Raw genomic sequence first — 13,090 nt, 5'->3', positions numbered from 1 at the left:
TGCACCAAGTCTTGTTAAACCAGCCGAAGAGGTTCGAATTTTGACTGATAAGGAAACTGGAGTTCTGGTAGCAGGGCTAACTACAGAGTTATCTAAAGACCTCAAGCTTCAAGTGCAAAAGGTTCTACGACAAGAATTAGCTGGTAAACACTATGATGCTTATCAAGTGAAATTACTAGATAAGGACAACCAAGAAGTTGAACTCAAAGGTGTTGTCCTAGTGAGATTACCAGTCAAGGGACAGGTTCAAGAGGTTTATCACATGAGCTTAGACCAAGGCTTGCAGGTTCAAAAGGTGACGTTAGTAGGTGACATGGTTGAATTTACAACCAAAGATTTAGGACTTTATGCGATTGTCTATAAAGAACAAAATCAAGAACCAGTAGCATCAGTAGACCAAGCTCATGGGCTAGCAGCTCAGGGAGAGGTTTCTGGAAATAATCCAGGAAAAGCAAATTCAGCAAGACTTCCAGAAACAGGTGAAAGTCGATCTGATACAGCTGCCTTCCTAGCAAGTCTCAGTCTTGTTTTATCAGTAGCTCTACTAACAGTTAAACGTAAAGAAAAGTAAGGTTGATAACTCATAGCTCTGAAAAAGCTAATCATTATAAAAGAAGGAGAAGATAGCATAGTCTTCTCCTTTATTAATTGAGTAGTGAGGTGTATAATGAAAGTAAGAACAAGCATGAAGGAGTAGTGTATGAAAGAGATTGATCAAGCTCTACTAAAAAAAGTAATCATCGAGCGTTCTCGTTCTAGTCATAAGGGAGACTATGGTCGTCTTCTCTTGATTGGAGGGACTTATCCCTATGGGGGAGCGATTATTATGGCTGCCTTAGGGGCTGTTAAAAGTGGCGCAGGATTGGTTACAGTAGCTACAGATAAAGAGAATATTCCAGCTCTTCATAGCCATCTTCCGGAGGCTATGGCTTTTGCTCTTGATGATGAGCGATTACTTGAGCAACAATTGCAGAAGGCTAACATTGTCTTGGTTGGACCTGGACTAGTGGATGATAAGCGTGGAGAAAAGCTTCTCCAAACAGTCTTTCATCATTTAAATCAAGACCAGACTCTCATACTGGATGGTGGTGCCTTATCCATTTTTGCTAAGACGGGGTTGAAATTTCCTAAAGCCCAGCTTGTTTTAACGCCTCACCAAAGGGAATGGCAAGTCTTGTCAGGCTTAGAATTGACTTCTCAAGGAGCTGAGGAAACAGGAGAGGCTTTGATGAGATTTCCTTCAGGAACGATTTTGGTTCAAAAAGGTCCAGCTACTCGAATCTGGCAAGCTGGTCAAGCTGATTTTTATCAGCTGGGAGTTGGAGGTCCCTATCAAGCGACTGGGGGAATGGGAGATACCTTAGCTGGGATGATTGCCGGTTTTGCAGGTCAATTTCCCCAAGCAAGTCTCTATGAAAGAGTGACAGTAGCGACCTATTTACATTCAGCAATTGCCCAAGAACTGGCTGAGGACAATTTTGTAGTTCTGCCAACCACGATCAGTCAACATATCCCAGCCTTTATGAAGAAAATACAAAAAGACACCTGAGGTTTTCAGGTGCCTTTTGACTATTAGAAGAGGCCTTTGACCTTATTTACAAGACCGTTAAGTCCTTCTGAGCCTGAAACCAAAGCTTGTGCTTGGTTAAGATACTCACCGAGTTGGTCCTTATTTTCTTCGACAAAGGTTTTTGCGGCAGCCAAATCTTTTTTCTCGATTAGCTCTTTTACTTGATTAAACAAATCTAATGGGTTCATGATGTCACTCCTTTTCTACACTTCTATTCAATCATTTTTTGAAAAAACTTGCAAGAAACTTGACCCTTCCAATAAAGTTCATGGATGTCAAATTGTGTAAATTTTGATATAATTTTTAATGATGAATTTTAGAAATGATCGGTACGTTGTCGTGGATTTAGAGGCGACCAGTACCGGAAGCAAGGCAAAAATTATCCAAGTAGGAATCGTGGTCATTGAAAATGGCGAGATTGTTGACCAATATGCCACGGATATCAATCCCCACGAACCCTTGGATTCTCATATCAAAGAATTAACGGGTTTGACCGATCAGCGACTAGCAGAGGCACCAGAGTTTTCTCAGGTGGCTGGAAAAATTTTTGACTTGGTCAAGGACGGTGTTTTTGTTGCGCACAATGTCCAGTTCGATGCTAATTTGTTGGCAGAATTTCTCTTTTTTGAGGGCTATGAATTACGCACTCCCCGTATCGATACAGTCGAGTTGGCTCAGGTTTTTTATCCTCAGCTTGAAAAGTATAATCTGGGGATTCTCTGTCAAGAGTTAGGAATTTCACTAGAAAAAGCCCATACGGCCTTATCAGATGCTCAAGCAACAGCAGAACTCTTTCTCTGTATGCGACAAAAAATGTTTCAACTGCCAAAAGGCTTATTGGAGCGCTTGTTAAGTTTGTCAGATGGTTTATTATATGAGTCTTATCTGGTTATTGAGGAAGTTTATCAGAAGCAGTCAATCCTGGTTGAACATGACTTGGTAGAGGTGCAAGGTTTATTTTTAAGAAAAGAGAAGCCAGTCCTTTCTCCACGTAAACTATCTAAAGATTTCCAAACCAATATTGCCTTGTTGGATTTGGAAGATAGAGCCCCACAAGCTAGTTTTTCTCAAAAGGTTCAAGATTTTCTACAGAATGAGAAAATTGCTTTTGTGCAAGCTCAGACTGGAATTGGGAAAACCTACGGCTATTTGTTACCCGCTTTATCACTAGAAAACGAAAAAGGAATCCTTCTCAGTGTTCCTACTAAAGTTCTACAAAATCAAGTGATGCAAGAAGAGGCTCGTAGATTGGAAGAGGTCTTTCACCTTTCGATTCATAATCTTAAAGGACCACAGAATTATCTAAAACTAGATGCCTTTCATCATGCACTAGAGGAAGAAGAGTCCAATCGCTTGTACACACGTTTTAAGATGCAACTCCTAGTTTGGTTGACCGAAACAGAAACTGGAGATTTAGATGAGATTGGACAACTTTATCGCTACCAGCAGTTTTTACCAAACTTGGTACATGATGGGAATCTTCCCAAAGCTTCTCTCTTTTGGTTAGAGGATTTTTGGAGACGGGGGCAGAAAAAAGCTCGTTCTTGCCAGCTACTTGTGACAAATCATGCTTATCTCGTTACCCGACTTGAGGATGATCCCAGTCTACTAGAGGGCCGTCTCTTGATTTTGGATGAGGCCCAGAAGATCTTACTAACTTTGGAAAGTCTTTTACAAAAGAGTTTCGTTTTAAACGACATAGTAGACCAGCTAGATCAAGCTCTAGTTCGAGAAGAAGGGACGCTTCAGAGACGCTTGATGGAGAGTATTCGCTTTGAGCTTTGTCATTTGATGGACCAGTTCCTATCAGGCAAACGAAGAATGTGCCCTGCGACAACAATGGCACAACTCCAACAGGATTTTTCAGAGTTAGAAGTTCAAGTTTTCAAGGACTGTCAGCGATTTTTCTGCACTGATGGAGAATTTTGGCTATCAGCCTCAGACTTGTCTAGCAAGAAGGTTGTCATTTCTTCCAGTCGCAATCAACGTCTGCTCTTTTCGGAAATCTTTCCAGAGAGTTGTCAACTCTTAGCTGTCTCTGCAACTTTGGAAATTAGTAGCAGAGTATCTTTACCAGAACTAATGGGATTCCCGCATGCGGCCTTTGACAGACTGGATGAGAATTTTCAAGAAAATCAAGAAATTTTGGTTGTTAAGGATTTTCCATTGGTGACTGAAACCTCTCAAGAAGACTATGCTCATGCACTTGTAGAAGTGCTGGAAGATTTGTCTTATCTTGAAGAGCCCATGCTCGTTTTATTCACTTCAAAAGACCTTTTGTTGCAGGTATCAGATTCTTTATCTCTTTCTCATTTAGCCCAATATAAGAACGGGGATCCGGTTCAACTCAAGAAACGATTTGAAAGAGGAGACTCTCAACTCTTACTAGGGACAGGTAGTTTTTGGGAGGGAGTTGATTTTGCGACTCATCCTCGAGTGATTGAAGTGGTGACACGCCTGCCCTTCCAAAATCCAGAAGATCCTTTTACGAAAAAAATGAATCAGGAACTGCGTCTTGAAGGGAAAAATCCTTTCTACGACTATCAACTGCCAATGGCTATTATTCGCCTCAAACAAGCAATTGGTAGAACCATGCGTCGTCTAGGGCAACGCTCCTCTGTCCTTATCTTGGATAGCCGAATGACAAGCAAGCGATATGGAAAGCAGATTGGCAAGGCCTTGTCACAGACTAGTCGAGTGAGAGAAATTGGCAAAGAGCAAGTATTCTCAAAAGTTCAAGAATTTTTACACAAAAAATAAAATAAACATCTGAAAGAATGAAGGAGACCTTTATGAAACGTTCTCTCGACTCTCGGGTCGATTATAGTTTAATATTGCCAGTATTCTGTTTGCTGGTGATTGGAGTTGTGGCTATTTACATAGCTGTCAGCCATGACTATCCTCAAAATATTTGGCCTATTCTAGGTCAGCAACTAGCATGGATCGTCTTGGGAATTATCATCAGCTTTGTAGTCATGTTTTTTAATACAAAATTTTTATGGCAGGCGACTCCCTATCTCTACGCCCTAGGTCTAGTCCTTATGGTTTTACCCTTGGTTTTTTACAATCCAAATTTAGTGGCAGCAACAGGGGCCAAGAACTGGGTGTCAATTGGAGGAGTGACACTTTTCCAACCTTCCGAATTCATGAAAATTTCCTATATTTTGATCTTGGCTCGGGTCATTGTTCAGTTCACACAGAAACACAAGGAAAAAGAACGAACGATTGCATTAGACTTTCACTTGATATTGTGGTTGATTGTCTTCACACTGCCAGTCTTAGTTTTACTGGCCTTGCAGAGTGACCTAGGAACGGCCTTGGTTTTTGTCGCCATCTTTGCTGGACTGGTCTTGCTTTCTGGCGTTTCTTGGAAAATTATCATTCCAATTTTTGCGACAGTTGTATCAGGAATTGCAGGATTTTTGGCCATTTTCATCACAAAAGATGGGCGTGCTTTCATGCATCAGATCGGGATGCCAACCTATCAGATTAACCGTATCCTTGCTTGGCTCAATCCCTTTGATTATGCACAAACGACCACCTATCAACAGGCGCAAGGGCAAATCGCCATTGGAAGTGGAGGCTTATTTGGTCAAGGATTTAATGTATCCAACCTCCTCATTCCCGTTCGTGAGAGTGATATGATTTTTACAGTCATTGCAGAAGATTTTGGTTTTATCGGCTCTGTCCTCGTAATTACGCTTTATCTCCTACTTATCTATCGAATGTTAAAAATCACTCTGAAGTCCAATAATCAATTTTATACCTACATTTCAACTGGCTTCATTATGATGCTCTTGTTCCATATCTTTGAAAATATCGGTGCGGTGACAGGCCTCCTTCCTCTGACAGGGATTCCTCTGCCGTTCATTTCCCAAGGGGGATCAGCCATTATCAGTAATCTGATTGGTGTTGGTTTGCTTCTATCGATGAGTTATCAAACGCATCTAGCCGAAGAAAAGAGCGGTAAGACAAGATTTAAACGGAAGAAAGTTGTTTTGAAAAAAGTTAAATAAGGAGTAAATCATGGCTAAAGTAGCAGTTATCTTAGCAGATGGCTTTGAAGAAATCGAAGCCCTAACAGTTGTGGATGTATTACGTCGTGCCAATATTGCTTGTCATATGGTTGGTTTTGAAGCCCAAGTGACGGGGTCACATGCCATCCAAGTACAAGCAGATCGTGTGTTTGATGGTGATTTATCTGAGTACGACTTGATTGTCTTACCAGGAGGTATGCCAGGTTCAGCTCACTTGCGTGATAATGAGCAATTGATTGCTGAACTTCAAAAATTTGAGCAAGTTGGTAAAAAAGTAGCAGCCATTTGTGCAGCACCAATTGTACTGAATCGAGCTGGTCTCCTCAAGGATAAAGAGTTCACCTGCTATGATGGTGTCCAAGAGCAAATTGCTGATGGTCACTATCGCAAGGAAACAGTAGTTGTTGATGGTCAGCTGACTACTAGTCGCGGGCCAGCAACTGCCCTTGCCTTTGCTTATAACCTAGTGGAACAACTTGGTGGAGATGCAGATGCTTTGAGAGAAGCCATGCTCTATCGTGATGTGTTTGGATTAGATTAACTAAAACGAGAGGAATCTATCAATTAGGGGATTCTTCTCGTTTTTTACTGTTAAAATAGAAGGAAATCGTCGCTTTTTTGATAAAAAAATGCTATAATGAAGGGTATGAAATATCACGATTACATCTGGGATTTAGGTGGAACTTTACTTGATAATTATGAGACTTCGACCGCTGCTTTTGTGGAAACATTAGCTCAATTTGGAATCGAAGAAGAACATGATAAAGTTTACAATGCCTTGAAAGTGTCAACTGCTTTTGCGATTGACCAATTTGCCCCAACAATAGAGCATTTTTTAGAAAAATATAAGGAAAATGAAGCGCGAGAGCTTGAACATCCTGCCTTGTTTGAGGGAGTACCTGCTTTATTGGAGGAAATCTCAGACCAGGGAGGACGGAACTTTTTAGTTTCGCATCGCAATGACCAAGTTTTGGAAATCCTTGAAAAGACTGGAATTGCTGACTATTTTACAGAAGTAGTAACAGCTAGCTCTGGCTTTAAGAGAAAACCAAATCCAGAGTCTATGATCTATTTGCGAGATAAGTACAAGATAAGCTCTGGCATCGTTATTGGTGATCGTCCTATCGATATTGAAGCTGGACAAGCGGCTGGCTTAGCGACGCATCTCTTTGAAAATATCGTGACATTGAGACAAGTATTAGAAATGTAAGAAAAAGGGAAAAAATGACAGAAGAAATCAAAAACCAACAGGCACAGGATTATGATGCCAGTCAGATTCAAGTTTTGGAAGGTCTGGAAGCCGTTCGTATGCGTCCTGGAATGTATATCGGGTCGACTTCAAAAGAAGGTCTTCACCACCTAGTCTGGGAAATCGTTGATAACTCTATCGATGAGGCCTTGGCGGGATTTGCTAGTCATATTCAGGTCTTTATTGAGCCAGATGACTCTATCACGGTTGTTGATGATGGACGTGGTATCCCTGTTGATATTCAAGAAAAGACAGGTCGTCCTGCCGTTGAAACTGTCTTTACCGTTCTTCACGCTGGAGGTAAATTTGGCGGTGGCGGATACAAGGTTTCAGGTGGACTCCACGGTGTAGGTTCATCCGTTGTAAATGCTCTTTCTACTCAGTTGGATGTTCGTGTTCACAAAAATGGAAAAATCCATTACCAAGAATACCGTCGTGGACATGTTGTTGCTGACCTTGAGGTGATTGGAGATACTGATAAAACAGGTACAACCGTACACTTTACTCCAGACCCAGAGATTTTTACAGAAACAACAACCTTTGATTTCGATACATTAAACAAACGTATCCAAGAACTCGCCTTTCTGAATCGTGGCCTTCAAATCTCCATCACTGACAAGCGTGAGGGACTTGAACAAACAAAACACTACCACTACGAAGGTGGGATTGCGAGCTATGTTGAGTATATCAATGAAAACAAGGATGTCATTTTTGAAAAACCAATCTACACTGATGGAGAAATGGATGATATCACAGTCGAAGTAGCCATGCAGTACACAACTGGTTACCATGAAAATGTCATGAGTTTCGCCAATAACATTCATACACATGAAGGCGGAACACATGAACAAGGTTTCCGTACAGCCCTAACTCGTGTCATTAACGACTACGCTCGTAAAAACAAACTCCTCAAAGACAATGAAGATAATCTAACAGGTGAGGATGTCCGTGAAGGATTGACTGCTGTTATCTCTGTGAAGCATCCAAATCCTCAGTTTGAAGGACAAACGAAAACTAAACTTGGAAATAGTGAAGTTGTCAAGATTACCAACCGACTCTTTAGTGAAGCATTTTCAGACTTCCTAATGGAAAATCCTCAGATTGCTAAGCGTATCGTTGAAAAAGGGATTCTGGCAGCTAAGGCGCGTGTCGCAGCCAAGCGTGCGCGTGAGGTTACTCGTAAGAAATCTGGTTTAGAGATTTCAAACCTTCCAGGGAAATTAGCAGATTGTTCCTCAAACAATCCAGCTGAAACTGAACTTTTCATCGTCGAAGGAGATTCAGCAGGAGGTTCTGCAAAGTCTGGTCGTGACCGTGAATTCCAAGCGATTTTACCAATTCGCGGTAAAATCCTCAACGTTGAAAAGGCCAGCATGGATAAAATCCTTGCCAATGAAGAAATCCGTAGCCTTTTCACAGCTATGGGAACAGGCTTTGGTGCTGAATTTGATGTCAGCAAGGCCCGTTACCAAAAACTCGTTATCATGACGGATGCCGATGTTGATGGAGCCCACATCCGTACCCTCTTGTTAACGTTGATTTATCGTTATATGAAACCCGTTTTAGAAGCAGGTTATGTTTATATCGCTCAACCACCAATTTACGGTGTTAAGGTCGGCAGTGAAATTAAAGAATACATCCAACCTGGAGCAGATCAAGAAATCCGTCTACAGGAAGCCTTAGCTCGCTATAGTGAAGGACGTTCAAAACCAACTATTCAGCGTTATAAAGGTCTTGGAGAAATGGATGACCATCAACTTTGGGAAACAACCATGAACCCAGAACATCGTCTCATGGCGCGTGTATCAGTTGATGATGCTGCAGAAGCAGATAAAATCTTTGATATGCTCATGGGGGACCGTGTAGAACCACGTCGAGAATTTATCGAAGAAAATGCGGTCTACAGTACGCTTGACGTTTAAAAAAATTGGGAAATAGTTCCCATGGTTTGAAAAATATGATATAATCATTACAATTGTTTCATGTATAAAAAGGAGTTTGATATGTCTGATAATCTGTTGATTATTACTATGATTGCAATCGCGGCTCTTCTGATTATTGCATATGTTGTGGCAGTTTTGTTACGCAAACGCAATGAAAAGAGGCTCGCAGTATTAGAAGAAAGAAAGGAAGAGTTGTATAACCTTCCAGTTAACGATGAAGTAGAAGCTGTTAAGAATATGCATCTGATTGGTCAAAGTCAGATTGCATTTAGAGAGTGGAACCAAAAATGGGTAGACCTATCACTCAACTCATTTGCGGATATTGAGAATAATCTGTTTGAAGCAGAAGGGTACAATAATTCATTTCGATTCTTGAAAGCTCAACACAAAATTGATCAAATTGAAAGCCAGATTACCCTTATCGAAGAAGATATTGCTTCCATTCGAAATGCTTTGGCAGATCTAGAAAAACAAGAATCCAAAAATAGTGGTCGTGTCTTGCATGCTTTAGATTTATTTGAAAGCCTGCAGAAAACAGTCGCAGAAGATTCTGAGAAATATGGTCAAGCACTTCCTGAAATTGAAAAACAATTGGAGAACATCCAATCTGAATTTTCTCAATTTGTGACGCTAAACTCTTCAGGAGATCCAGTTGAAGCAGCAGGAATTTTAGATAATGCTGAAAACCATATTCTCGCTTTGACACATATCGTGGAGAGAATTCCAGCAATTGTTACTAAACTAACGACTGAACTTCCTGATCAACTTGAAGATCTAGAGGCTGGCTATCGTAAGTTGCTTGATGCCAACTATCACTTTGTAGAAACTGACATAGAATCACGTTTACAGTTGTTGTATGAAGCTTTGAAAAATAACCAAGAAAATATTAAAAAATTGGAATTGGACAATGCTGAATATGAAAACACTCAGATTCAAGAAGAAATCAATGCTCTCTATAATATTTTCACACGAGAGATTGCTTCTCAAAAAGTTGTTGAAAACTTGCTGTCAACACTTCCAACTTATCTTGACCACTTAAAAGACAATAATCAAGTCTTGGTGAAAGATATCGAGCGTTTGAGCAAGACCTACTTGATGGCTGAGAGTGATGTAAATCATGTTCGTCGTCTTCAAGTGGATTTGGATTCCCTAGAACTTACAGTTAGCGATTTGACTTCAGAACAAGAGGAATATTCAGAAGCTTACTCTGTATTGGAAGAACGTTTAGAAAATGTTCAAGCTACATTAAAAGAAATTGAAGATGATCAAGTTTCAGTGAGCGAACGTCTAGTACAGATTGAAAAAGATGATGTTAATGCTCGTCAAAAGGCAAATGTTTACGTCAATCGCCTCCACACGATCAAGCGCTACATGGAAAAGAGAAATCTTCCAGGAATCCCACAGAACTTCTTGAAGTTGTTCTTTGCTGCTAGTCATAGTACTGAAGATTTGATGGCAGAGTTGGAACAGACACAAGTAAACATTGAGTCTGTCAATCGTATCCTAGAAATCGCGTCACATGATATGGAAGTTTTGGAAACAGAAACATACAGTATCGTGCAATATGCTACCTTGACAGAACAGTTGCTTCAATATTCTAATCGCTACAGATCATTTGATGAAGGGATTCAACAAGCCTTCCATGAATCTTTAGAAATCTTTGAAAATGCCTTTGATTATCAAGCATCTTTTGAAAAAATTTCCCAAGCTTTGGAAGTTGCTGAACCAGGAGTAACAAATCGCTTTGTTTCTTCATATGAAAAAACAAGAGAAATCATTCGATTTTAATCAAGTGAAGGCGGTGGGACAGAAATCGATAGACAAAGTCTCGATTTCGTAGTCCCAGCCCCGCCAAGATGATTAGGAGTTTTTGGAGTCTAAAAGACCAACAAAAAGTCCAATCAGCTACCGCGTCAAAGTTTGATTGCTAATAAAAAGTGAGGTAGGGATCTTTTGTCCCAACCTCTTTCTTTTACCGATCTTTTTCTAAAAAATGGACATTTTCCTATTTATCATTGAAATTATAGGCATGATTTGATATGATATGACTATGACAAAAAAAAGAACAAGCCGTAAAGTAAACGACAGAAAGAGAAGAAATTTGTGGATTATTGTGGGGCTTCTATTCTTCACAATCTTAACATTAGGAGCAGGTATTGCTTATAAAGTCTTGACGAAGCAAGCTTTTGAGCAAAAAATTGAAGCACTGAAAAAAGAAAAAGATGATTCCTATTCACAAGGAAGTCAGAAAGATCATTTTCGTAAAGGGCAGGCAGAAATCATCACCTACTATCCTATGACGGGGGACAAGGTCATTACCCCTGTTCAGGATATCATTGTAAAAGATATCACGGATAAGGTAGAAGATAAGGAAGATTTGATCTTTTACTACTCTGAGAAAGATTCTTCTTCTATCAAGGGTGTGGAGAGTCATCTTGTGAAAAAACAGGTCTATGATTTGAGTGATTCTACTGTTGTAGAATTAGAAAATACATCATTAGATCAGCTTTATCTTAAGGAAGATGGGACCCTGTTTACTTTAGATCAGCTCTTTACAGATGCTAGCAAAGCCAAAGAAACATTTCTTGAGAATATCAAGTCAACGCTCCAAGATAAAAAGCTTGAACAAACTCTTGTTGATCAAGTAATAGCCGATTTTTCAGCTAGCGATTTATCATCTTGGAAGTTCGCTTACAAAGATAGTCAATTGGTGTTATATCCAGTCAAAGCAATTAATAATGTAGAAGAAATAGCTTTGCCTATTTCAGACTTCTTTGATGTTATCCAATCGTCCTATCTAACTGAAAAGGATGCAGAACTTTATAAGAAGGCTCAGGCTGAGAAAAATAAAAAAGTAGTAGCTCTTACCTTTGATGATGGACCGGACGGAAATACAACGCCACAGGCATTGGATATCTTGGCTAAATACAAGATTAAAGCAACTTTCTTTGTCCAAGGAAAGAATATTGCAGGTAATGAGTCGATTCTTAAACGTATGCAGTCTGAAGGTCATGAAGTTGGAAACCATAGTTGGAATCACCCAATTTTAACAAAACTGTCACTGGAAGATGCTAAGAAACAGCTCACAGATACCGAAGACGCTATTACAAAAGTTCTTGGAAAAAGTTCTAAATTGATGCGTCCGCCATACGGTGCAATCTCAGATGATATTCGCAATAGCCTTGATTTAAGCTTTATTATGTGGGATGTGGATAGTTTGGATTGGAAGAGTAAAAATGAAGCTGCTATTTTAACAGAAATTCAACGTCAGGTAAGCAATGGATCTATCATTTTGATGCATGATATTCATCAAACATCTGTTAATTCATTACCAAAGGTAATTGAGTATCTGCAGGGACAAGGTTATAGTTTTGTTACTGTATCAGATCTACTCAACACTCGTTTGAAGCCACATGAGATTTACTATTCTCGTAACCAGTAAGGTCATTGTCGGCAAATATTTAGAAAAAATTAAAAAAAGATAGTTTTAATCTTGACAAGTAGGGGAAAACTTGATATCATATAAAAGTTGAGAAAAGCAGAAGTGAGAACTTCTCGCCTTGCGACTAACGTTGTCTGGCCCCTACGGATCAAATTTCAGAAATGAAATACAATCATGTAGTGCGGGTTTGCGTTAGCAAGTCCGCTCTTGTTTTTCTCTAAATTAAAAAAAGAGGTGAAAACCATAGCAAAGCAAGACTTATTCATCAATGATGAAATTCGTGTACGCGAAGTTCGCTTAATCGGTCTTGAAGGTGAGCAATTGGGTATCAAACCACTAAGCGAAGCGCAAGCACTTGCGGACGAAGCTAATGTGGACTTGGTTCTCATTCAACCTCAAGCTAAACCTCCTGTTGCGAAAATTATGGACTACGGTAAGTTCAAATTTGAGTACCAGAAGAAACAAAAAGAGCAACGCAAAAAACAAAGCGTTGTGACCGTGAAAGAAGTTCGTTTGAGCCCAGTTATCGACAAGGGTGATTTCGAAACTAAACTTCGCAATGCTCGCAAGTTCCTTGAAAAAGGAAACAAAGTGAAGGTATCTATTCGCTTTAAGGGGCGTATGATCACCCATAAAGAGATTGGTGCAAAAGTTTTAGCCGAGTTCGCTGAAGCAACTCAAGATATTGCTATCATTGAACAACGTGCTAAAATGGATGGACGCCAAATGTTCATGCAATTGGCGCCAGCAACTGACAAAAAATAATTGTCAGAAAGTTAAATAAAGGAGAAAAAATCATGCCAAAACAAAAAACACACCGCGCATCAGCTAAACGTTTCAAACGTACAG

General features: G+C 39.9%; 11 protein-coding genes and 1 other annotated feature. Of the genes, 10 read left to right on the top strand and 1 reads right to left on the bottom strand.

Annotated features, from left to right (window positions below):
* Together E7C97_RS07710 and E7C97_RS07705 are read left to right on the top strand one after the other, a co-directional pair.
* Positions 1–571: LPXTG cell wall anchor domain-containing protein (locus E7C97_RS07710; RefSeq protein WP_316108717.1), on the top strand; the 571-nt coding region annotated here is incomplete at its 5' end.
* Positions 572–700: 129 nt separating this feature from the next.
* Entirely contained in the window at positions 701–1,549 is an 849-nt protein-coding gene (locus E7C97_RS07705; RefSeq protein WP_316108716.1) for an NAD(P)H-hydrate dehydratase, read from the top strand.
* A gap of 23 nt (positions 1,550–1,572) precedes the next feature.
* On the opposite strand, the gene E7C97_RS07700 is transcribed toward E7C97_RS07705, so the two are convergent.
* Positions 1,573–1,758 (bottom strand): hypothetical protein, encoded by a 186-nt coding sequence (locus E7C97_RS07700; RefSeq protein WP_045762893.1) that lies wholly within the window; start codon positions 1,756–1,758, stop codon positions 1,573–1,575.
* A gap of 118 nt (positions 1,759–1,876) precedes the next feature.
* On the opposite strand from E7C97_RS07700, the gene E7C97_RS07695 reads away from it, so the two are divergent.
* The 8 genes from E7C97_RS07695 (at position 1,877) to infC (ending at position 13,006) form a co-directional block, all read left to right on the top strand.
* Positions 1,877–4,330 (top strand): bifunctional DnaQ family exonuclease/ATP-dependent helicase, encoded by a 2,454-nt coding sequence (locus E7C97_RS07695; RefSeq protein ID WP_316108714.1) that lies wholly within the window; start codon positions 1,877–1,879, stop codon positions 4,328–4,330.
* A 32-nt stretch (positions 4,331–4,362) separates the two neighbouring features.
* Positions 4,363–5,586 (top strand): FtsW/RodA/SpoVE family cell cycle protein, encoded by a 1,224-nt coding sequence (locus E7C97_RS07690; protein ID WP_316108713.1) that lies wholly within the window; start codon positions 4,363–4,365, stop codon positions 5,584–5,586.
* A gap of 10 nt (positions 5,587–5,596) precedes the next feature.
* Positions 5,597–6,148: a DJ-1 family glyoxalase III gene (locus E7C97_RS07685; protein WP_316108712.1), complete on the top strand. Its 552-nt coding sequence runs from the start codon at positions 5,597–5,599 to the stop codon at positions 6,146–6,148.
* 105 nt (positions 6,149–6,253) lie between these two features.
* A complete protein-coding gene (locus E7C97_RS07680) occupies positions 6,254–6,817 on the top strand; it encodes an HAD family hydrolase (RefSeq protein ID WP_049531027.1) in 564 nt (187 codons plus the stop codon).
* A 14-nt stretch (positions 6,818–6,831) separates the two neighbouring features.
* On the top strand, positions 6,832–8,778 hold the full coding sequence (gene gyrB / locus E7C97_RS07675; protein ID WP_316108710.1) for a DNA topoisomerase (ATP-hydrolyzing) subunit B: 1,947 nt from the start codon (positions 6,832–6,834) through the stop codon (positions 8,776–8,778).
* Positions 8,779–8,859: 81 nt separating this feature from the next.
* Complete coding sequence (ezrA, locus tag E7C97_RS07670) at positions 8,860–10,587, top strand: septation ring formation regulator EzrA (protein WP_316108708.1); 1,728 nt, start codon at positions 8,860–8,862, stop codon at positions 10,585–10,587.
* Between the two features lie 262 nt (positions 10,588–10,849).
* Positions 10,850–12,241 (top strand): peptidoglycan-N-acetylglucosamine deacetylase PgdA, encoded by a 1,392-nt coding sequence (gene pgdA, locus E7C97_RS07665; RefSeq protein ID WP_316108707.1) that lies wholly within the window; start codon positions 10,850–10,852, stop codon positions 12,239–12,241.
* An 88-nt stretch (positions 12,242–12,329) separates the two neighbouring features.
* Positions 12,330–12,460, top strand: a sequence feature (ribosomal protein L20 leader region).
* Between the two features lie 15 nt (positions 12,461–12,475).
* Positions 12,476–13,006, top strand: coding sequence for a translation initiation factor IF-3 (infC, locus tag E7C97_RS07660; RefSeq protein WP_000848177.1), 531 nt, complete (start codon positions 12,476–12,478; stop codon positions 13,004–13,006).
* Positions 13,007–13,090 lie beyond the last annotated feature (84 nt).

The organism is Streptococcus sp. (genome assembly GCF_032481935.1).
Taxonomy (GTDB): Bacteria; Bacillota; Bacilli; order Lactobacillales; family Streptococcaceae; genus Streptococcus.
The sequence above is the reverse complement of the archived record's forward strand: the minus strand, read 5'-3'. Positions and strand labels throughout refer to the sequence as shown.